The organism is Pseudonocardia ammonioxydans, from assembly GCF_900115005.1.
Lineage (GTDB): Bacteria > Actinomycetota > Actinomycetes > Mycobacteriales > Pseudonocardiaceae > Pseudonocardia > Pseudonocardia ammonioxydans.
On sequence record NZ_FOUY01000028.1, the window covers coordinates 16968 to 37704 of the forward strand.

Genomic DNA, 20737 nt, shown 5'->3' on the forward strand with positions numbered 1-20737 from the left:
GCCGGTGAGCTCAGCCGTGCCGGCTCAGCTCGTGGAAGAAGTCGTCGACCGTGTGCAGCTCCCCGGAGCGCGCGACGCACTCGTGGACGTAGCGCCCGACGGCGAGATCCAGCACGCCGAGCCCGAACGGGGAGAAGACGACGGTGCGGTCGGCCGGGACGGTCACGGCACCGGACATGACCTGGTCGAGGGTGCCGTGGACGAAGTCGCGGTTGCCGGTGCGCTGCTCGGCCAGGTGCGGCGAGGTGTCGGCCTTCAGGCAGTGCTCGACGTCGTCGAGGACGTTGAACGAGTCCAGGACGATCTCCGGCGCGAGATCGCGCAGGGACACGTTCAGCACCAGCGGGTGGTGGGCGAACCAGGCGGGATCGTGCACGTGCGGCGTGCCGGCCACGGTCGCGAACACCACGAGGTCACTGCCCCGCACCAGCGACTCGGCCGAGTCGTGGATCGTCACCCGTGAGCCGGGCACGGTCCGCGTGACGTGCCCGCCGAAGCCCTCCGCCGAGTCCGTCGAGAGGTCGAACACGCCGACCTCGTCGAACGACCAGCCGGTCCCGACGAGGAACGTGTGGATGTAGCGCGCGATCAGGCCGGTCCCGACGAACCCGACCCGGCGCGGGCGGCCCCGGTTCGCGGACAGCCGGTCCGCGGCCGAGGCCGCCGACGCCGCGGTCCGGGTCGCCGAGATGATCGAGCTCTCCAGGCACGCGTACGGGTAGCCGGTGTGCGGGTCGTTGAGGATCAGCACCGCCGACGCCCGCGGCACCCCGTGCTCGATGTTGCCCGGGAAGCTGGATATCCACTTGATGCCGTCCACACCGGACTGTTGCCCGGACCCGCCGAGCGAGGCGGGCAGTGCGATGATCCGCGAGGACGGCCGGTCCGGGAACCGCAGGAAGTACGACGGCGGGTTCACCGTCGCGCCCGCCCCGTGGACCCGGTAGGTCTCCTCGACCAGCTCGACGATCTCCTTCTCCCGCCCGTGGAGCGCCCGCGCGACCTGCGCGCCGGGGATCACCGAGAACGGGGGCACGCGGAGGTCCATCACGCCTCCTCATCGAACGCCGGGACGGACACGCCGTCGGTCATCGCGACCACGATCTCCCGCTCGCCGGTGTAGGGCTCGCGACCGTGCGCGACCCGCAGGTTGTCGACGACCAGCAGGTCACCGTCCTGCCAGGGCTCGCACACGGCGTGCCGGTCGTGGGCGGCGTTGATCTGGTCGATCACGTCCTGCGGGATCGGCGAGCCGTCGCCGAACCGGGTGGTGAACGGCAGCCCCTCGGGGCCGTGCATCTCCAGGAGGAACTCGCGCACCTCCGGGTCCATCGCGTACTCGGACAGGAAGGCGATCTGGTTGAACCAGACCCGCTCCCCCGTCACCGGATGGATCAGCACGCCGTAGCGGCGTTGCCGGGTGCGCAGCCCACCGTCGGTGAGCCACTCGGTCGCGATCCCGTTCGACCGGCAGTACCAGTCCACCTCGGACCGGTCGGCCGTACCGAACGCCTGCTCCCAGGACGCGCCGATGTCGTCGCCGTAGCTGCGGGTCAAGATCCAGCCCTGCCGCTCGACCCGCTCGACGAGGTCGGCGGGCAGCTCCTCCACCACGCGTGCGGTGTCGACCAGCGGCGTCGTGCCGCCGGAGCCGGGCGCGTGCAGGCAGGCGAACATGAGCGTCGCCGGGATCTCGAGCACGTAGGACAGCTCGTGGTGGGCGCACATCAGCTGCCGCGACGGCCACGGGGTGGCCGAGTAGACGCCGTCGGAGAGCACGGTCCGGGCGGCGAACGCCTCCCGCTCGACGTAGCACCCGCTCCCCAGGCGGGCCGCGACCCCCGACACGTCGGCGACGGTGCGCAGGCCCAGCCCGCGCACCACGACGGCGCCGTGGTCGTCGACGAGGTCACGCAGCCCCTCGCCGTGGCGTTCCACCCAGCCGGCCGCGTCGCCGGCCGGCCCGGCGTCGAGCACCGGCGGGCGTCCGGGGTGCAGTTGCACGCCCGTGAGTGATCCGGTCATCTCTCTCCCCCTGTGGTGGTGGTCAGTTCGGGTCCGCCGGGACCAGCCCGGCGAGATCGGACAGGACGGGGTGATCGAGCACGTCGCGCACGGTCACCGTGCGGTCCAGCGCGATCACCAGCTTCACCGCGGACAGCGAGCTCCCCCCGAGCTCGACGAAGTGGTCCGACGGCGAGACCGCGTCGGCGGGCAGGTCCAGTACGCGGGCGACGGCGTCCAGCACCCGCTGTTCGGCCGGACCGGCGGCGCGCCCGGTACGGGCCGGAGGCGGCTCGGCGGGTGCCGCGGCGGCCCGGGCCGCCAGCGCCTTGCGGTCGATCTTGCCGTTCGGGGTGACCGGCAGCCGGTCCAGCCGGTGCACCGCGTCCGGCACCATGTAGGCGGGCAGCGTCGCGGCCAGCCGGGCCCGCACCTCGGCCTGGTCGGGGCCCTCCCCCGCGTGGAACGCGACCAGCTGCGGGCCGCCGTGCGCCGCCGCGACGACCACGCACGCGTCGCGCACACCGGGCGCCCGCAGCAGCGCGTTCTCGACCTCGCCCAGCTCGATCCGGAAGCCCCGGATCTTCACCTGGGTGTCCCGGCGGCCGAGGAACTCGAGCTGGCCGTCCGGCCGCCACCGCCCGTGGTCGCCGCTGCGGTAGAGCCGCTCGCCGGGCCGGTGCGGGTCGAGGCCGAACGCGGCGGCGGTGCGCTCGGGGTCGCCGATGTAGCCGCGACCGACGCACACCCCGGAGAAGACGATCTCGCCGGGAGCGCCGAGCGGGACCGGCGCCACGTCCTCGTCGACGACGTAGACCCGCACCCCCGGCACCGGCGGGCCGAGCGGGACCCGGTCACCGTCCGGTGTGGACCGCAGCACGGCGTGGTTGGTGTCGTCGGAGGTCTCGGTGAGGCCGTAGGCGTTGACCAGCGGCACGTCCGGCAGGACGCGGAACCAGCGCTCGACCAGCTCCTTCTTCAGCGCCTCCCCGGTCGCCGACACCATGCGCAGGTCCGGCAGCGGGGTGGGGTGCTGCTCCAGGTAGGTCAGCACGACCTCCAGGTAGCTGGGCACCAGCTGCGCCACCGTCACCCGGCGGTCGGTGAGGAGCTCGACGAACCGGCGGACGTCGAGGATCGCGTCCTGCTCGACGAGCAGGGTGCGCCCACCGGCCAGCGGCCCGGCCAGCAGCTGCCACAGCGAGATGTCGAAGCACTGCGGCGCGGTCTGAGCGACCACGCAGCCCGGGCCCAGCTCCAGGTCCTCGATCTTGGCGAACAGGTGGTTGAGCATCCCGGCGTGCTCGCACATCGCACCCTTCGGCTCCCCGGTGGACCCGGAGGTGAAGTACAGGTACGCCAGCGCATCGGCCGGGACGTCGACGGCCGGGTCGGACGCGTCGGCGCTCGCGGCCACCGCCTCCTCCACCGTGCACACCGTGACATCGGGGTCGGCGACATCGAGGTTCTCCCGGGCGCCCGGGCTGGTCAGCACCCGCCGGCAGCCGGCCCGGCGCAGCGTGCGGGCGATTCGTTCCGGCGGGAAGTGCGGCTCGATCGGCAGGTAGGCCCCGCCGGCACGCAGCACCGCCGGTACCGCGACGAGCCAGTCCAGGTCCCGCTCGGTGACCACGGCGACGACGTCCTCGGGCTGCAGGCCCCGCTCCAGCAGGGTCCGGGCGACCCGGTTCACCCGGGCGTCGAGCTCGGCGCGGGTCAGCGTGACACCGGCGTGCTCGGCGACGATCTCGTCCGGGGCGGCGGCCGCCCGGTCGGCGAGCAGCTGGTGGGGCCTGCGGTCGGGCAGCGGGCGCGGGTGCCCGGCCAGCTCGTCGAGCTGGTGGGCGCGTTCTGCCGGCCCGACCAGCGCCGACGGGCGCACCGGCGCGTCCGGCCCGGCGGCGGCCAGCCCCAGCGCGGCGACGTGGTAGCCGGCGATCCGGGCGGCCGCGGCCGCGTCGAGGTGGTCGAGGCGGTACTCCAGCCGCAACCGGTCACCGGCGAGACCGACCCGCACGGCGGGCCGCTCCGGCCCGGCCGCCTCCGCGCCGGGGACCCGCAGGCCGCGGGAACCGGTCCGGCCGAGCGCGCCGGGCCGCCGGCCCCCGTCGTCGCCGGACGGCGCGCGGCCGGGCTCCGGGCGGTCGGCGGACGGGACCGGGTCCAGCACCGTCCCGAACGCGGGCACCGCGGTACCCAGCTCGGCGGCGAGTGCGACCGGGTCGATACCGGGGTGGGCGCGCAGCCCGGCGAGTACCGCCTCCGCGTCGCGGGCCAGGTCGGCCCAGGTTCCGGACACCGCGAGCGGCACGGGCCGGGACGGCCCACCGGGCGCGGCCGGGACACCCGCGGTCACCTCGGCGTCCCCGGAGAGCGCGGCGAGGACCGCGGCGTGGGCGGCCAGCAGTGCCGCCTCCGGACCGGTCGCGGTCGCCGCGGCGGCCGCGGCGACGGCCTCCGTGCGCAGCGGCTCGTCGTGCACGGCGGTGCCGGGCCGCGGGTCCGCGGTCCACCTCGGAGCCGCGGTGGCACCCCCGGCCTGCAACATCCGGGTCCAGAACGCCCGGGCGTCGCCTGCCGTGTCCGGCCTGGTCTCGACGGTCATCGTGCGGTCACTCCGATCGGGGTCGCGGGAGCGGTGGGAGCAGCGGCAGGAACGGGAGGTGCGGGGTGGCGGGCGGCGCGGGCCGGGTTGCCCTCCCAGAAGGCACCGGGCGGGACCTCCTCGCCCTTCATCAGGAAGGCGTCGCAGCCGATCCGGGCCCGCTCGCCGACGACCGCGCCGTAGTGCACGAAGGAACCGACGTCGAGGCATGCGCCGGAGGCGACCGTGATGCCGGCGGACTTGAAGGCGCCGTCCTCCTGGGAGTGGCACTGGATGATCGAACCGGCGTTGAGCACCGCGTCGTCACCGATCGTGACCAGGGTCCGCTCGGTCATGGCGCAGCCGTCGTCGAACACCCGGCGGCCGACCCGCACCCCCAGCAACCGGGACGCGATGTTCTTGAACGGCGTGCCGGCGAGCATCTTGTCCCAGAGCACGACGAGCTTCCAGTAGCGCTCGTGCCACCAGAAGTACGGGTCGTAGACCGAGCAGAACCGCGACCGCAGCGGGCGGCGCCACGTCATGAGCCGCTCGATCACGGTCGTGTAGGTCATCGTGAACAGCAGCGTGACCAGCAGGAGCACCCCGACCGCGGCCGGGCCGAGGGGCACCAGCACGTCGGCCAGTGCCAGCGTCAGCAGCATCATCGCCGACGTGGCACCCCAGCCCAGCAGCAGGACCACACCGATGGTGCGCAGGTTGTAGCGGTTCTTCCCCCGCAGCCGCTGGTGCAGGTCCAGCCCGGTGTGCAGGTGTCCGAAGGTGCCGTCGCGGGCGACCGACCGCGGGATCTCGAACGGCGGCGAGCCGAGCAGCCCGACGCCGCTGCGGACCGGGCCGTCGGTGGGCACCAGGGTCTTCGTAGCGATCAGGCAGTCGTCACCGACCCGGGCACCGGCCGGCCAGGCGATCCGGTTGCCGAAGAAGCTCCGGGAACCGATTCGTGTCCGATTTATCGCGAATGCACTGTTCGAATAGTCGGCATTCATGATCGAGAGTCCGTCCGCGACCATCGTTCCGGTGCCGATCGAACTCGCGAACGGCGTCTCGTGCTTCACCGCCGTACCGAAATTCGTTCCCGTCTGCGGGAACCGGCGCAGATCGTATCCGATCAGCCGCAGATATCCGACGATGTAGGAACTGTCTCCGAGCAGGTGCGTGAAGAATTTGATGTTGGTCATCCGGATGATCGTGCGGTGCAACGTGTATCGGATCCCGTAGATCCGATAGGGCCGCCCCTCGACGACACCGAGCGCGAGCAACCGGGACAGCACCACGGTCGAGATCAACCCGAACACGATCCCCACGACCATCAGCACCCCGGAGAGCGCGACGACCTCCAGGTAGAACAGCGCCGAACCGAGCGATGCCGCGGCGGGACCGAGCACGGTGTCGAACGTCGGGACGTGCACCAGGATCGCGTCGAGCACGCCGGTGCCGAGCGGCAGCCACACCGCGATCGCCATGAACAACTGCGCGCCCGCGTACCCCGCGCGGCGCAGCGCGCCGCTGGGCCGGGCCGTCGGCGCGCCGGCCGCGGGATCGCCCCCGCCCCGACGGCCGGGGGTGCCCCACCAGGTCTCACCGGCAGGGATCCGCTGCCCGGCGTGCAGCGACGACGAGTGCGCCAGCCGGCCGCCGTCGCCGATCTCCGTGTCGATGTCGATCACGGTCGTCTCGCCGACGACGACGTCCGCGCCGAGGGTGACCCGGCCGGTCCGGATGATCCCCGGCTCGGCCCGGTAGCAGCTCAGCAACGAGTCCTTCCGCACCACCGTGCGAGCACCGATGGTGAGCAGGTCCGGACAGGTCGGGATGGTCCGCGACAGCAGCACCACCCCGGGGCCGATCCGGGCGCCGAGCAGGCGCAGGTACAGCGGGAGCAACGGCGATCCGGTCGCGACCAGCAACAACGGGTTGGTCCGCACCAGCGACTTGGCGAGCCAGAACCGGAAGTAGGCGGCGCTCCACAGGGGGATCTCCCGCTCGGTCCAGCGCCCCACCAGCAACCACTTCGCCGCGATCGGGAGCACCGCGGTGACCGCGAACGCGATCGACACGGCGACGAGCGAGCGCAGGTAGAAATCGACCAGTCCGGTACCCGCGGCGATCCACAGGTAGGCCGCCCCCAGGATCGCCCCGTAGCCGATGGTGAACGCGACGAAGGTGGCGAGCTGGGCCGCCCCGCAGAGCACGTAGGCCGTGGTCGAGGCGCGCGGTGCCGGCTCCGGCGGAGTGTCCACCTCGGGCGGCTCCGCCGCGCCGGTGGCCAGCGCCGCGGCCAGCGACGCCGGTGTCGGGTGGGCGTAGACGTCGGTCATGGCGACGTCGGGCAGGTCGTCGCGGCGCCGGATCCGGGCGCAGAACCGGGTCATGGTCATCGAGTCCGCGCCGAGGTCGTCGAACACGTCGGCATCGGCCGGCACGTCGGCCCCCAGCAGATCCGCCAGCACCGCGCGGTACCCGTCCCGCACGGTGTCCACCGGGGCCGGTCCGGCCACGGGACCCACCGGCGCCAGTGCCAGCGCGAGCTCGCGGGCACTGGGGTGGGCATAGACGTCGGTCATCGCCACGTGTGGCAGGTCGGAGCGCTTGCGCACCCGCGCGCAGAACCGCGCGAGCACCATCGAGTCGGCGCCCGCGTCACCGAAGAAGTGATCCGTCGGCGCGACCGGCGAACCGATCATTTCTCCCAGTATCGCGCAGAGTTCGTCCTCGACGGACGATTCCGTGATCACGATGGATCGGGACCCCGGCAATTCCTCTGCAGCGTGGGAAACAGACATCGTCGTCCCCCCTGTAGTCGACGATCGTTCGTGCCCTGCTGCCTCGCTCCTCGTTTCTAGCGCGTTACAGCAAACCCTTTTCCACCCGTCCGGAACGACGGAACGGCCCTCGTCGGTGCCGGTACAGCACCCCGGAGCGCGGCATACACCCGGTCTCACCCGGGTGACACACGGTCCGGTGACCCGCATCACGTCTTTCGACCGCGAAGCTCGGCGTGGTTCAGATTCGGCAACAAGTGTGATGCACTTCACACTCGGTACCGGACACTTCACCCGACCGGGTCTGCCCGGACCGGCGCGTGCGCATGCGCCGGGCGCCATCGCGACCGATCATGGACCGGCCCCGGACCCGACCGAGGAGGACCCGCGTGCCCGTCCTACCGCGCCGCACCGTCCTGCTCGGCACGCTGGCCGGCGCGCTCGCCGGAGCCCTGCCGCTCCCGGAGGCGGCCGCCGCACCGCGCGAGGTGCTGCGGCAGTCGTCGTTCCCGGACCCGTTCACGCTCGGCGTCGCCTCCGGTGACCCGGCCCCGGACGGGGTCGTGCTCTGGACCCGGCTCGCCCCGCAGCCCGACGCCGACGACGGCCTCGGCGGGATGCCGGACCGGCCGGTCGAGGTCGAGTGGGAGATCGCCGAGGACGAGGCCTTCACCCGGATCGTCCGGCGCGGGACCGAGACCGCGACACCGGAGTTCGCGCACAGCGTGCACGCCGAGCCCGCCGGGCTCGCGCCCACCCGCGAGTACTTCTACCGGTTCCGCAGCGGCGGGCACCTCTCCCCCGCCGCGCGCACCCGGACCGCGCCCGCCCCCGGGGCGGCGGTGCCCGCGCTGACCGTGGCCGCCGCGTCCTGCGCGAAGTTCGGCGCCGGGTACTTCACCGCCTACCGCGCGCTCGCCGACGACGACCCCGACCTCGTCCTGCACCTGGGCGACTACTTCTACGAGTCCGACGAGGGCGACGTCCGCGACCCGGGCGGGCCGGAGCCCACCGACCTCGCCGGGTACCGGCGCCGGCACGCGCACCAACGCTCGGACGCCGACCTGCGGGCCGCGCACGCGGTCGCCCCCTGGCTGGTCGTCTGGGACGACCACGAGCTGGTCAACAACTGGGCCGGCGCCGACCGCGGCCGCTCGCCGCTGCGCCGGCGCGCGGCGTTCCAGGCGTACTACGAGCACATGCCGCTGCGGCGCACGTCGGTGCCGCGCGGGCTGGACCTGCAGCTCTACCGCCGGATCCCGTGGGGGTCGCTGGCGACGTTCCACATGCTCGACACCCGCCAGTACCGCGACCCGCGGGGCAGCGGCGGGTCGATCACCGGCGACGAGCAGGAGCGCTGGCTGCTCGACGGGTTCCGCACCTCGACCGCGGGCTGGGACGTGCTGGGCCAGCAGGTGTTCTTCGCCCCCCGCAGTGGCGACGGGCACAAGTCCGACACCTGGGAGAGCTATCCGGACTCCCGGGAACGGGTGCTGCGCGGACGGCTGGACTCGCCCGTGCGCAACGCGGTGGTCCTCACCGGCGACGAGCACGTCCACCACGCCAACGAGCTCGAGCTCGACGACCGGCCCGCCGGTACCGAGCTCGTGACCACCTCGATCACCTCAGGCGGCGACGGGGACTCCGGCGACGACTCCGGCTCCGGTGATGACGAGAACCCGCACATCCGCTACCGCGAGGACCGGCGCGGCTACCTGCTCACCCGGTTCACCCCGGCCGAGCTGCGCGCCGACTTCCGGGTGGTCGAGCAGGTCAGCCGGCCCGACGCCCCGGTCCGGACCTCGGCGACCTTCGTGGTGCCCGACGGCGGTGCGCTGACGCGCCCGTGAGTGGAAACCGCGGCCGGGACCGCGGTTTCCACTCACGACCCATTATCCGGTTGCCACCTGTGGGGCCGCGACGTCGGCGCCGAGCGTGTCGAGCACGGCCGCGGCGATCCGCTCCCGGTGAGCCTCGGCCGACCCGAGCAGCTCGGCGTCGGCGATGGCCCGCTTGTAGTACAGGTGCGCCGCGTGCTCCCAGGTGAACCCGATGCCGCCGTGCAGCTGGATCGCGTCGGCGGCGGCCCGGTAGGCGACTTCGGAGCACCGGGCCTGGGCGATGGCGACCGCCAGGTCGGCGTCGTCGAGCCGCGGATCGGCCACCGACCATGCCGCGTGCAGCGCGGCGCTGCGGGCCTGCTCGACCCCGACGAGCATGTCCGCGCAGCGGTGCTTGACCGCCTGGAACGAGCCGATCGGGCGGCCGAACTGCAGCCGCTCCTTCGCGTAGGCCACGGTGGTGTCCAGCAGCCGCTGTGCGATCCCGACCTGCTCGGCCGCGAGCAGCGCACCGGCCACCCGGAACGCGTGCGCCAGCGCGTGATCGGCGTCCGCGCCGGTGGCGAGGACGGTGCCCGTGGCGCCGTCGAGGGTGACGCGGGCGAGCCGCCGGGTCGGGTCGAGCGAGCCCCGCTCCTGCACACCCACTCCGGCCGCAGCGGGGTCGACGACGGCGAGCACCGGACCGTCCGGCCCGGTCGCGGCCACCAGCAGGACGTCCGCCGCGGCCGCGTCCGGCACGAGCGCGACGGTGCCGCTCAGCGTCGTCCCCTCGGCGGTCACGCCCGCGGCCGTGGCGGGGCCGTGGGGCGCGAACACGTCCGCGACCAGCGCCGCCACCCGGGTGCCCTCCGCGAGGTCGGCCAGCAGCGCGTCGCGCTCCTGCCCGGCGGGCGCCGCGACCAGGGCCGGGACCGCCAGGCCGACCGTGCCCAGCAGCGGTCCGGTGACCAGTGCCGCGCCCAGTTCCTCCGCCGCGATCGCCTGGTCGACGAGCGTACCGCCGGCCCCGCCCAGCTCCTCCGGGACGGCGAGCGCGAGCGCACCCAGCTCGCCGCCGAGCCGGGCCCACAGGGCGCGGTCCCAGCCGTCGTCGGAGTCCATGAGGCGCCGGACGGTCGCCTCGTCGTGCGCACGCTCGCAGAACCGGCGCAGTGCCGAGCGCAGCTCGCGCTGCTCCTCGGTGACGTCGAACTCCTGGAGTCCGTTCTCGACCTCAGCCACGGGGAACCTCCTTCCACGGACGGTCCGAGTCGGACCGCGGCTCGCCGGGCAGGCTCAGCACCCGCTCGCCGAGGATGTTGCGCATGACCTCCGAGGTACCGCCCTCGATCGTGTTCGCCCGGGACCGCAGGAAGCGTTGCTGCAGCGTGGAGCCGGGGTCGGCGTGGACCCGCTCGCGGCTCATCGTGTAGTCGTCGTAGAGCAGCGCCTCCGGGCCCAGAAGGTCCATACAGAACTCGTAGACCTCCTGGTTCAGCTCGGCACCGACCAGTTTGGACACCGATCCCTCGGGTCCCGGCTGTCCGGCCGTCGCAGTGCGCCGGGCCCGGGCGAGGGTCAGCCGGTGCGTCTCCGCGCGGGTCCACAGTGCGGCGAGGCGGTCGCGCAGGACGGGTGTGTGCCGCTCGGGGTGGGCCCGCCACAGGCCCAGCGCCTCGGCGATGACGCCGCTGCCGCGCGGTCCCGTGACCCCACCGATCGCGGTGCGCTCGTTCATCAGCGTGGTGATCGCGACCTTCCACCCGGCGCCGACCTCACCGAGCCGGTGCGCGTCGAGGACCCGCGCGTCGTTCAGGTAGACCTCGTTGAACTCGGCCTGCCCGGTCATCTGCCGCAGCGGCCGCACCTCGACACCGGGTTGCTGCATGTCGATCACGAAGTAGGTCAGGCCGCGGTGCTTGGGCTGGTCGGGGTCGGTTCGGGCGACGAGCATCCCCCACCGCGCCACGTGGGCCAGGGTGGTCCACACCTTCTGGCCGTTGACGACCCACTCGTCGCCGTCGGGGACCGCGGTGCTCGCCAGCCCGGCGACGTCGGACCCGGCACCGGGCTCACTGAACAGCTGGCACCAGATCTCCTCGCCGGTGGCCATCGGGCGCAGCCAGGCCGCGACCTGCTCGCGGTCGCGGCCGTACTCGACGACGGTGGGGGCGCCCATGCCGTAGCCGATCGGGTTGACCGCGAACATCCGGGCACCGCCGGCGGCGGTCACGATCTCGTCGACGACCGCCTGCAGGCCGCGGGAGAGTCCTCGCCCGCCGAGACCCTCGGGGTGGTGGACCCAGGCCAGGCCCGCGTCGTAGAGGGCGCCGAAGAGCTCCTCCCGGGAGACCGTCCGCGGGTCGTGGGCGGCGACCACCGCGCGGGCCGCCTCCTCGACGCGGGCGGCCTCGGACGTGGCGGACAGGGTGTCGGTCGTGGTGGCGGGCGGGCTCATCACACCTCCGGGAACGCATCGTTGCTGTCGCTCACGAACCTATCCGGCTCGGCGGCTGCCGACCACGGGGCCGCGCGGGCCCACCGACCGACGGCACCACGGCCGGTGCCCGGCACCGCCGAATTGTCGGGGCCACCTGCCATCGTTCGTACATTCGTTCGAGACACGGAGGATGCCATGTGTGAGGTCTGCTGTGAGGTCTGCCGGGGCCGGTCGCGGGACGACGTCGACCGGGACACCGTCCGGAGCATCGAGCGGTACGGCTGGGCCGTACAGGCGGTGGGCGGCGACCGGCTGCACCCGCCCTGGGCCTACACCGTCGGGCTGCACCTGTACGGCCAGCCGGAACTGGTGGTCACCGGGATGGCGGCACGACGCGCCCACACCCTGCTCAACGAACGGGCCGAGCACCACGTCCGCCACACCGGCGAGCCACCCGTCCCCGGCACCGGGATGTCACTGCGCGATGGCCCGACGATCGAGTTCGTCGAGCTGCCCCACCCGGACGCGCACCTGTTCACAGCGGTCCGCCTCCTGGGCCCCGGTGTCCGCGCGGTGCAGATCGTGTGGGCCGACGACCGTGGCCGGTGGCCGTGGGAGCGGGGGTTCCGTGGCCGGCGCGGCGGCCAACCGGTGCTCGGGCCGCGGGGCCGCCGGTGAACCGCCCACGGCCGCGACGGCCGGCGGCGGGCGGGAATACTGACGCCGATGGGTTCCCCGCTCCCCGACCGGCCGGTCGGCGCCGTGTCCGACAGTGCTGTATCCGAGGGCGCTGTGTCCGAGGATGCAGTGCCCGAGGGCGCTGTGCCCGACGATGCAGTGGCCGAGGGCGCTGTGCCCGACGATGCAGCGACCGCGGGTCCTGTGCCCGACCGTGCAGTGGCCGACGCTGCCATGGCCGACCTGCCGGTCGCTGCGGTTCTCGACGACCTGCGCCGGGCCCTCGGCGAACACGGCTCGGCCGTGCTCGTCGCACCGCCCGGGACCGGCAAGACGACGCTCGTCCCGCCGGCGCTGGCCGGGCTGTGGTCCGGGGCCGCCCCGGCCGGGAAGGTCCTGGTCGCCGAGCCCCGCCGGGTCGCCGCCCGCGCGGCCGCCGCCCGGATGTCGGCGCTGCTCGGCACCGCGGTCGGCGGGACGGTCGGGTACCGGGTGCGCGGTGATGCGCGGACCGGCCCGGACACCCGGGTCGAGGTGGTGACGTCCGGACTGCTGCTGCGCCTGCTCGCGACCGACCCCGAGCTGGCCGGGGTGTCCACCGTGATGCTGGACGAGGTGCACGAGAGGCACCTCGACGCCGACCTGCTGCTCACACTGCTGCTCGACGCGCGCGACGGCCTCCGCCCGGATCTGCGGCTGCTGGCCACGTCGGCGACCCTCGACGCCGCCCGCCCGGCCGCGCTGCTCGGCGGGGACTCTCCCGCCCCGGTGCTCGAGGTCGCGGCCCGCACCCACGACGTCGCGATCACCCATGTCCCGCCGGCACGCGGCGAGCGGATCGAGACGACGGTGGTCCGGGCCGTGCGCCGCGCGATCGAGCACGGCAGCGTGCTCGCGTTCCTGCCCGGGGTCGCCGAGATCGGGCGCGTCGCGTCGGCACTGCGCGACGTCGACGCGGACGTGCTCCCGCTGCACGGCAGGCTGCCTGCGTCCGAACAGGACGCTGCGCTGCGCGAGGGGCCACGCCGCCGGGTGGTGCTCGCCACGGCCGTGGCCGAGTCGAGCCTGACCGTGCCCGGGGTGCGGGCCGTCGTCGACTCCGGGCTCGCCCGGATCCCGCAGACCGACCACCGGCGTGGTCTGTCCGGCCTCGTCACCCGCCGGGTGTCCCGCGCGGTGGCGACCCAGCGCGCCGGGCGGGCCGGCCGCGAGGCGCCCGGCGTCGCCTACCGCTGCTGGCCCGAGGGCGAGGGCCTCGCCGACGCACCCGACCCCGAGATCCGCACCGCGGACCTGACCTCGCTCGCACTGGACCTGGCTGTGTGGGGCACTCCGGACGGCGGCGGGCTGCGCTGGTGGGACGCGCCCCCGCCGGGCCCGCTCGCCGCCGGGCGCGCGGTGCTCACCGCGCTCGGAGCACTCGACCCCGCGGGCGCCGTCACCGACCGCGGGCGGCGGATCGCGGCCCTGGGCCTGCATCCGCGGCTGGCCCGGGCGCTGCTCGACGGCGTCGCGGCCGGTGGCGATCCGCGCGAGGTCGCGGGGATCGTCGCCGTGCTCGACGACGACACCCTCGCCGGTCCCGCGGACGACCTCGCCGTCGCGCTCGCCCGGCTGCGCTCCGGCGACGCGCCCGGTGCCCGGCGCTGGCGCGCCGAACGAGACCGGCTCGCCGGGGCCCTGCGCCGCACCGCGCCCACCGCCAACGGTCCCCAGGGGCACCCTCGGGGCGCCGGGCGCCACGAGGGGGCCCCTCGGGACACCACGGGAGGGGAAACGGCCGGCGCACCGGGCTCCGCCGCCGCGGCCGGGCTCACCCCCGCCGACGGCTCCGAGGGGCACCCTCGGGGCCCCGGGCGCCACGAGGGGGCCCCTCGGGGCGCGGCGGGGAACCGCCGTGGCGACCCGGAGCTCGTCCCGCTCGTCACCGGGTTCGCGCACCCGGAGCGCCTGGCCCGGCGCCGCGACGCCAACTCCGGGGTGTATCTCATGGCCGGCGGCACGGCCGTCGAGGTCTCCCCCGGCCCGCTGCGCGACGCCGAGTGGCTGGCCGTGGCCGTGGCCGACCGACGGCCCGGGCAGGTGCACGGCCGCGTCCGGCTGGCGGTCCCGACCGACCGGGAGACCGCCGAACGGGCCGGTGCCCCGCTGCTGGTCACCGGCGCCGAGGTCGTGTGGTCCGACGGTGACGTCCGGGCCCGCACGGTGCACCGGCTCGGTGCCGTCGTGCTCACCGAGCGGCCCGACCCGGAGCCCGATTCCGCCGCGGTGCGCGACGCACTGGTCGCGGGGCTGCGGGCGGAGGGGACCGGGCTGCTGCGCTGGACGGCGGGTGCCACGTCGCTGCGCGAACGCCTCGGTTTCCTGCACCGGGTGCTCGGCGACCCGTGGCCGGACGTCTCGGAGCAGGCGCTGCTGGACTCCGCCGCGGACCCGGCAGGCTGGCTGGCCGGGTCGCTGGCCACCGCCCGGCGACGGTCCGACCTGGCTCGGGTGGATGCCGGCCCGGCGCTGCGGGCCCACGTCGCGGCGCACGCCGGTGCGGCCGTCGGGCGGATCGACGAGCTCGCCCCGGAACGTCTCCCCGTCCCGTCCGGGTCCCGGATCGCGCTCGACTACTCCGGTGACGCGCCCGCGCTGCCGGTGCGGGTGCAGGAGGTGTTCGGTTGGACCGGCTCACCGACCGTCGCCGACGGCCGGGTGCCGGTCGTGCTGCACCTGCTCTCGCCGGCGGGACGGCCCGCGGCGGTGACCGCGGACCTCGACTCGTTCTGGGACACCGGCTACCCGCAGGTCCGGGCCGAGCTGCGCGGCCGGTACCCGAAACACGCCTGGCCGGAGGACCCGCGCACGGCCGTGCCCGGACGCGGCACCGGTAGGCGGCGCTGATCCCCGGGCCGGCAGCGGCCCGCCCGGCAGCCGGGCCGGGCGGGGCGGCAGCCGGGCCGGGCGGCATCGACCCGGCGGCCCTGCTCGGCTGCACCGGCCCGACAGCCCGGCCCGGCGGGCACCACCCCGGCAGCCCTGCCCGGCTGCGGCCGACCCGGCACAGCCCGACAGGCCTGCCCGGCGAGACCAGCCCGACGGCTCTGCCGGCTGCAACGGACCGGCAGTACCGGCCCGACAGCCCGGCCCGGCGACACCGGCCCGGGCCGCTGCGCCCGGCCGACACCCGGCGCACGGCGAGCCCGTGACCCGCGTCAGCGCACCTGCTCGGCGAAGACAACGATGTTGTCGGTGTAGCTGTCCGCCGTCCGGTCGAACGCCCCGCCACAGGTGATCAACCGCAGGCCCGCGTGGTCGAGGTCGCCGTAGACCTCCTCGGTGGGGAACTCCGCCTTCGGGTACTGGCCGACCCGGCTCACCGCGAACACCACCGTCGTCCCGTCGGCCCGGTCGACGTGGATCTCGTCGCCGGCCTCGAGGGCGTCCAGGTCGGCGAACGCGCCGGGCAGGCCCTTCCAGTCGACGTGCGCAGCCAGCACCGCGGGTCCCAGCTCGCCCGGCGTGGGCGCGCCGGTGAACCAGCCGACCGTGCCGGCGTCATCGGGGACCTCCATGGAACCGTCCGGGTGCAGGCCGAGCGGCACCGGCGCGGTATCGACGCCGAGCCGGTCCACCCGGAGCCGCACGGGCTCCGAGCGGACCAGGGCCACCGGTCCCTCCGGGAGCAGAGCCGGCGCCGCACTCCCGGCCGTGCCGGAAGCGGCAGCCGGCGGGACCGCGCCCCCGACCGGCGCTCCGGCGAACGGTGCACTACCCGCCGAGGGCGGTGTTCCGTCCGGTACCCGCCCGGCGGCCTCCGGGGCCGCGGCCGGATCGGCCACCACGAGCGCGGCGAGCGCGACCACGACCGGTGCCGCGATCCGCACGAGCCGGCGGCCCGGCGCAGCCGGCCGCCGCGACCGCACCATCGGGACACGGGCGTAGCCGTCCACAGGGGTACGGACGGCCGGTCCGGGCCGGGGCTCGGGAGCGGTCACGGTGGCGCGGTGCTCAGTTCCGCCGGGCGACGACGGCGCGGCGGGCCGCCACGGCACCCACGCCGCCGGCGGCGAGCGCACCGAGCGCGATCGGGAGGACGTCGGACGGGCCACCGCCGGCCTCGACCCCACCGACCGGCGTGGCGGCGACCTGGCTGCCGCCGTCGTCGGAGGTGGACGTGGCCGCCGCACCGCCCGGGTTGTTCTCGCAGGCGATGCCGTCGTTGTCGCGGTCGAGCCGCTCGGGGTCGCCGGGCGCGAGGGCCTGCTGGGCCTCGGCCTGGGTCGCGAAGTCGGGGCAGTCGCGGTCCTGGGCGAAGGCGGCTCCGGCGAGCGGGACGGTGGCGGCCGCGGCGAGCAGGGCGGCGGCGGAGAAGGTGCGCAGGCGCATTCGGGGGTCCTTCCGGGAAGCGGATCAGGAGGGTGGGAGCCGGGGAGCCTCGCCTGTAGAGCGCCCCGGCAGTGCCCCTCGTTACACCCGTTCGTGAATGGGGCGGAACGGACTTGAACGGGCTACGACGGACGGCGGAAGCTGCTCGGGTGAACGCCGAATCCGCCGACCCCCCGACCGATCTGTCGCCCCCCGAGCTGCCGACGCCCGAGCTGCCGACCGCGCAGGATGTGCTCGCCGCCGCGGAGATCCTGCGCGGCACCGCACACCGCACCCCGGTGCTGACCTCCCGGCTCACCGACGCCGAACTCGGCGCGTCCGTGTTCGTGAAGGCCGAGAACCTCCAGCGCACCGGCAGCTTCAAGTTCCGCGGGGCGTTCCACACGCTGTCCCGCCTCGGCCCGGAGCAGCGCCGCGCGGGGGTGGTCGCGTTCTCCTCCGGCAACCACGCCCAGGCGGTCGCGCTCGCCGCGCAGCTGCTCGGGATCCCGGCGGCGATCGTGATGCCGACCGACGCGCCGGCGTCCAAACTCGCCGCGACCCGCGGCTACGGCGCCGAGGTCGTCCCGTACGACCGGTACACGGAGGACCGGGCCGCGATCGCGGCGGACCTGGCCGACCGGCGGGGGCTCACCCTCGTCCCGCCCTACGACCACCCGCACGTGATCGCCGGGCAGGGCACCGCCGTGCACGAGCTGCTCTCCGACCACGGGCCGCTCGACGCGCTGTTCGTCTGCCTCGGCGGGGGCGGGCTCCTGTCCGGGTCGCTGCTCGCGGTGCAGGCCCTGTCCCCCGGCACCGCCGTGTTCGGCGTCGAGCCCGAGGCCGGCGACGACGCCCGGCAGTCGCTGCGCGCGGGCCGGATCGTGACCATCGACCAGCCGCGCACGATCGCCGACGGCGCGGCGACCACGCACCTCGGCGACCGCACGTTCCCGATCATCGCCGAGCACGTCGAGGACGTCCTGACCGTGCCCGACGAGGCGCTGGTGGACGGGATGCGGCTGTTCGCGTCCCGCTACAAGGTGCTGGTGGAGCCGACCGGGGTGCTTGCGTTCGCGGGGATGCGGGCCGCCCTCGCCGCGGACCCGCAGCGGTTCGGCACCGGTGCGCGCCCGCCCCGGATCGGCGTGACCGTCTCCGGCGGCAACGTCGACCTGGACCGGTTCGCCGCCCTCGTCGGCGGAGCGTGAGCGGCGCCGCCCGGACGGCGCGGGTCCGTCACGAGCGCGGCCGGTCCCCGATGGTGACGGGCAGCTCGCTCCGCCCGCCGGCACGCAGCACGGTCACGGTGGTCGCGGTCCCGGGCTCGGTCCCGCGCAGGGCGGCGTGCAGGTCGGTGACCGTGGTGACCGGCCGGTCCCCGAGCGCGACCAGCACGTCGCCGGGGCGGATCCCCGCCGCGGCGGCCGGGCCGTCCGGGTCCACCCGCGCGACGAGGGCGCCCTCCTCGGCACGCACGCCGAGTGCGGAGCGGATCTGCGGGGTCAGCGGGGCCGGGACGAGGCCCAGGTAGGGATGGGACGCGGTGCCGTCGGCCAGCAGCTGCTCGGCGACGTCCACCGCGGTCGCGGCGGGGATCGCGAACCCGAGCGCGACGGCGCCGGACTGTGGCGGCAGGTAGGCCTCGTTGATGCCGATGACCCGCCCCGAGGCGTCGAGCAGGGCGCCACCGGAGTTGCCCGGCGAGATGGGCGCGTCGATCTGGATCATGTCGACGAGCGGGGCACCGCCGGTCGCCGACCCCGGCACCTGCCGGTTCACCGCGGACACGATGCCGGAGGTCACCGTGCCCTCCAGCCCGAGCGGGCTACCGATGGCCAGGACGGGTTCGCCGGGACGCGGCAGCTCGGTGCGGTACTCGGGCACCGGCAGCCCGCCGCGCGCGGTCCGGACGACCGCGATGTCGCTGATGCGGTCGGTGGCCAGCACGGTGCCGGGCGAGGACGTGCCGTCGGCGTAGTCGATCACCACATCGCGGGTGTCGCCGACGACGTGCTGGTTGGTGACGACGACGTCGGGCCGCAGGACGACGCCGCTGCCCAGACCGCCCGCCGGCAGCCGGACGGTGACCACGCTCGGTGTCAGCCGGGCGACCACCTCGACCGCGCTCGCCTCCGGTGCCGGGGCGGCATCGCCGGATGCACCACCGTCACGGGCCGGCGCGGTGGTGGTGCACCCGGTGAGGGCCGCGGCGAGCAGGACCAGCACCGCGCCGGCCAGGACCGGCCCCCGCCGCCGGCGCGGCGGTCGTCCGGGGATCACCGATCCGTCCGGGGATCACCGTCCGCGCGGGGCACGACGACGTCCGGGTTCGCCACCGGCAGCTGCAGCGTCAGCGGCCCGGCCCGCTCGAAGGTGAACGTGACCGGGTAGGTGAGCCCGGCGCGCAGCGGTTCCTGCAGCCCGAGCAGTGTGATTCCGATCCGCTGGGTGCCGCCGGTGGTCACCGACGAGACCGGCTCGTCGTAGCCGGCGGCCAGGGCACCGCCGACGTCGACCCGGGTGTCACCGGTGACCCGTCCCGCGGTGAACGACGGGCTGGACACCGCCACCAGGCGGTCGGCCCCGACGCCGGGGACCGAGTGGGAGGCGTCGTGGACGATCGTGACCCGGACCGGCACGTCGGCGCCGGGCTCGTGCAGCGTGTCGCCGGTGACCGGCGGCTGCCCGACCAGCTGCGCGTCGCGGACGAGCATCGGGCCGACCCGGCCCTGGGCGCCGTTCGTCGCGGTGACGTGGTTCGCGGTCTGGGCGATCTGGCCCGCCCCGCAGCCGGTCGCGAACAGCAGCACGGCCGCCACGGCGACGAGCAGCCTCCGTCCGGGACCTCGTCGGCAGGACCTCGGTCGGCGAGATTTCGGTCGCCGGGACCCCGGTCGCCGGGATCCCGGGTGCTGCACGACGACCACGGGCCACGCCTCCTCGCGCCACGACGGGCCCGCCGGCGTCCGCGCGTCCGGCCGCCCCGCCCGCTCCTGTCGCAGGATGGCACGGGCCGGGGCACCCCGCAGGTCCGACGGCGCTCCGGGAGGGGTCACTCCGGCGCCGGGACCACCACGGTGGTGAACAGCCGGCGCCGCCGTCCCGGGGCCTCGCCCTGTTCGAGCACCGGCCCCAGGACCTCCGTCAGCCGGGCGCCGAGGTCGGCCAGCTCGTCGTCGGAGAGCCACAGGGCGGCCTGGCGCATCGACAGCCCGTCGCGGACCGGGTCGGGTGCCGCACCGGTGGCGTAGCGCTCGAGGTCCGCCGAGAGGCCGGCGAGGAACGACGTGATCATCCCGCGCAGCTCCTCGGCCGACACCGACCCGGGCTCCGGCGCCGGTGGCGGCGCCGCCAGCGCGTAGGTCCGCTCGACGGCGCCGCGCACCCGGCGCTCGGCCACCACCTCGATCACCCCGGCCGAGACCAGCGTCGCGACGTGGCGGTAGAGCGTCGTGGTCGCGACGTCCGGCAGCTCGGCGGCCAGACCACCGGTGGTCAGCGTGCGGTTGTTGAGCGCCTGGACGACCCGCCAGCGCACCGGGTGGTGCAGCAGCTCGGTCAGCGACACCTGGTCGGCCATCCCTGTCTCACCGTTTCCAAATCTGGTAATAATGTCTCCGACGGAAACAGAATACGGAGGAGGTCGGCCATGGCGACGGTGACGGTCAGCGGCAGCGAGGTACGGGTGCACCTGACGGCGTGGGAGCGCCCGTTCGCGGGCGGCCGGAGCGTGCTGGCGGTGCCACGGGACGCCGTCGTGGCCGCGGACCGCGTCGAGCAGCCGACCCGGTGGGCGGTCACGCCCGGCGCCCGCGCGGGCGTCCAGATCACCGGCGTTCTCAAGCTCGGCCGGTGGGGCATCGGGACCCCGGTGCACCGCTTCGTCAGCGCCTGGCGGCACCGGCCCGCGCTGCGACTGCGGGTGTCCGACGCCGAGGCGCAGCGGCTGGGCTACGGCGAGATCGTCGTGAGCTGCCCGGACCCGGGGTCGGTCGTCGCCGCGCTGGACTCATCGGTCGCCCGTGCGGCCACGTCCGATTGGCCGGGGGTACGCCGGTAGGAC

The 20737-nt window shown here is 75.1% G+C and carries 16 protein-coding genes; 5 read left to right on the forward strand and 11 right to left on the reverse strand.

The window, feature by feature from the left end:
- Positions 1-10 precede the first annotated feature (10 nt).
- Genes sbnB through BM093_RS23460 form a run of 4 tightly spaced genes read right to left on the reverse strand, consistent with a single transcriptional unit; the run spans position 11 to position 7716 of the window.
- The gene (gene sbnB, locus BM093_RS23445; protein ID WP_093349381.1) at positions 11-1048 is read right to left on the reverse strand and encodes a 2,3-diaminopropionate biosynthesis protein SbnB; all 1038 of its coding nucleotides are present in this window, start codon (positions 1046-1048) and stop codon (positions 11-13) included.
- Positions 1048-2025, reverse strand: a complete 978-nt coding sequence (locus BM093_RS23450) for a TauD/TfdA family dioxygenase (protein WP_093349384.1) — start codon at positions 2023-2025, stop codon at positions 1048-1050. Before BM093_RS23450 ends, sbnB begins: the two co-directional genes overlap by 1 nt.
- Positions 2026-2047: 22 nt before the next feature.
- On the reverse strand, positions 2048-4609 hold the full coding sequence (locus tag BM093_RS23455) for a non-ribosomal peptide synthetase (protein ID WP_177238656.1): 2562 nt from the start codon (positions 4607-4609) through the stop codon (positions 2048-2050).
- Entirely contained in the window at positions 4606-7716 is a 3111-nt protein-coding gene (locus tag BM093_RS23460; protein WP_342743036.1) for a Pls/PosA family non-ribosomal peptide synthetase, read from the reverse strand. The genes BM093_RS23455 and BM093_RS23460 overlap by 4 nt, the downstream gene beginning before the upstream one ends.
- 11 nt (positions 7717-7727) lie before the next feature.
- On the opposite strand from BM093_RS23460, the gene BM093_RS23465 reads away from it, so the two are divergent.
- A complete protein-coding gene (locus tag BM093_RS23465; protein ID WP_093349388.1) occupies positions 7728-9224 on the forward strand; it encodes an alkaline phosphatase D family protein in 1497 nt (498 codons plus the stop codon).
- A 42-nt stretch (positions 9225-9266) separates the two neighbouring features.
- Here the strand turns inward: BM093_RS23465 and BM093_RS23470 are convergent, their stop codons facing one another.
- Positions 9267-10439 (reverse strand): acyl-CoA dehydrogenase family protein, encoded by a 1173-nt coding sequence (locus BM093_RS23470; protein WP_093349393.1) that lies wholly within the window; start codon positions 10437-10439, stop codon positions 9267-9269.
- Positions 10432-11655, reverse strand: coding sequence for an acyl-CoA dehydrogenase family protein (locus BM093_RS23475; protein WP_093349398.1), 1224 nt, complete (start codon positions 11653-11655; stop codon positions 10432-10434). Before BM093_RS23475 ends, BM093_RS23470 begins: the two co-directional genes overlap by 8 nt.
- A gap of 177 nt (positions 11656-11832) precedes the next feature.
- Here BM093_RS23475 and BM093_RS23480 point away from each other — a divergent pair, with 177 nt between their 5' ends.
- Positions 11833-12315, forward strand: a complete 483-nt coding sequence (locus BM093_RS23480; protein ID WP_093349401.1) for a DUF4262 domain-containing protein — start codon at positions 11833-11835, stop codon at positions 12313-12315.
- 234 nt (positions 12316-12549) lie between these two features.
- Entirely contained in the window at positions 12550-15204 is a 2655-nt protein-coding gene (locus BM093_RS23485; protein ID WP_093349574.1) for an ATP-dependent RNA helicase, read from the forward strand.
- A gap of 311 nt (positions 15205-15515) precedes the next feature.
- Here the strand turns inward: BM093_RS23485 and BM093_RS23490 are convergent, their stop codons facing one another.
- Positions 15516-16298 carry a class F sortase gene (locus tag BM093_RS23490; protein WP_245773744.1) on the reverse strand — a complete coding sequence of 261 codons (783 nt, stop codon included), beginning with the start codon at positions 16296-16298 and terminating at the stop codon, positions 15516-15518.
- Between the two features lie 13 nt (positions 16299-16311).
- A complete protein-coding gene (locus BM093_RS23495; RefSeq protein WP_093349406.1) occupies positions 16312-16689 on the reverse strand; it encodes an excalibur calcium-binding domain-containing protein in 378 nt (125 codons plus the stop codon).
- Positions 16690-16838: 149 nt separating this feature from the next.
- Here BM093_RS23495 and BM093_RS23500 point away from each other — a divergent pair, with 149 nt between their 5' ends.
- A complete protein-coding gene (locus BM093_RS23500) occupies positions 16839-17882 on the forward strand; it encodes a threo-3-hydroxy-L-aspartate ammonia-lyase (protein ID WP_425439196.1) in 1044 nt (347 codons plus the stop codon).
- A 28-nt stretch (positions 17883-17910) separates the two neighbouring features.
- Here BM093_RS23500 and BM093_RS23505 read toward each other — a convergent pair whose 3' ends face one another.
- From BM093_RS23505 to BM093_RS23515, 3 genes are all read right to left on the reverse strand, one after another.
- Entirely contained in the window at positions 17911-18954 is a 1044-nt protein-coding gene (locus BM093_RS23505) for a S1C family serine protease (protein WP_245773745.1), read from the reverse strand.
- Positions 18951-19493 (reverse strand): copper chaperone PCu(A)C domain-containing protein, encoded by a 543-nt coding sequence (locus BM093_RS23510; RefSeq protein WP_093349410.1) that lies wholly within the window; start codon positions 19491-19493, stop codon positions 18951-18953. Before BM093_RS23510 ends, BM093_RS23505 begins: the two co-directional genes overlap by 4 nt.
- 233 nt (positions 19494-19726) lie before the next feature.
- Positions 19727-20254 (reverse strand): helix-turn-helix domain-containing protein, encoded by a 528-nt coding sequence (locus BM093_RS23515; RefSeq protein ID WP_218162896.1) that lies wholly within the window; start codon positions 20252-20254, stop codon positions 19727-19729.
- A gap of 69 nt (positions 20255-20323) precedes the next feature.
- On the opposite strand from BM093_RS23515, the gene BM093_RS23520 reads away from it, so the two are divergent.
- On the forward strand, positions 20324-20734 hold the full coding sequence (locus tag BM093_RS23520) for a hypothetical protein (protein ID WP_093349414.1): 411 nt from the start codon (positions 20324-20326) through the stop codon (positions 20732-20734).
- Positions 20735-20737 lie beyond the last annotated feature (3 nt).

Bases quoted from the DNA above. Each gene is read 5' to 3' on its own strand.
- sbnB (WP_093349381.1), bottom strand. From the start codon at position 1,048: ATGGACCTCCGCGTGCCCCCGTTCTCGGTGATCCCCGGCGCGCAGGTC.
- BM093_RS23450 (WP_093349384.1), bottom strand. From the start codon at position 2,025: ATGACCGGATCACTCACGGGCGTGCAACTGCACCCCGGACGCCCGCCG.
- BM093_RS23455 (WP_177238656.1), bottom strand. From the start codon at position 4,609: ATGACCGTCGAGACCAGGCCGGACACGGCAGGCGACGCCCGGGCGTTC.
- BM093_RS23460 (WP_342743036.1), bottom strand. From the start codon at position 7,716: ATGGCGCCCGGCGCATGCGCACGCGCCGGTCCGGGCAGACCCGGTCGG.
- BM093_RS23465 (WP_093349388.1), top strand. From the start codon at position 7,728: ATGGACCGGCCCCGGACCCGACCGAGGAGGACCCGCGTGCCCGTCCTA.
- BM093_RS23475 (WP_093349398.1), bottom strand. From the start codon at position 11,655: ATGAGCCCGCCCGCCACCACGACCGACACCCTGTCCGCCACGTCCGAG.
- BM093_RS23480 (WP_093349401.1), top strand. From the start codon at position 11,833: ATGTGTGAGGTCTGCTGTGAGGTCTGCCGGGGCCGGTCGCGGGACGAC.
- BM093_RS23485 (WP_093349574.1), top strand. From the start codon at position 12,550: ATGGCCGACCTGCCGGTCGCTGCGGTTCTCGACGACCTGCGCCGGGCC.
- BM093_RS23495 (WP_093349406.1), bottom strand. From the start codon at position 16,689: ATGCGCCTGCGCACCTTCTCCGCCGCCGCCCTGCTCGCCGCGGCCGCC.
- BM093_RS23515 (WP_218162896.1), bottom strand. From the start codon at position 20,254: ATGGCCGACCAGGTGTCGCTGACCGAGCTGCTGCACCACCCGGTGCGC.
- BM093_RS23520 (WP_093349414.1), top strand. From the start codon at position 20,324: ATGGCGACGGTGACGGTCAGCGGCAGCGAGGTACGGGTGCACCTGACG.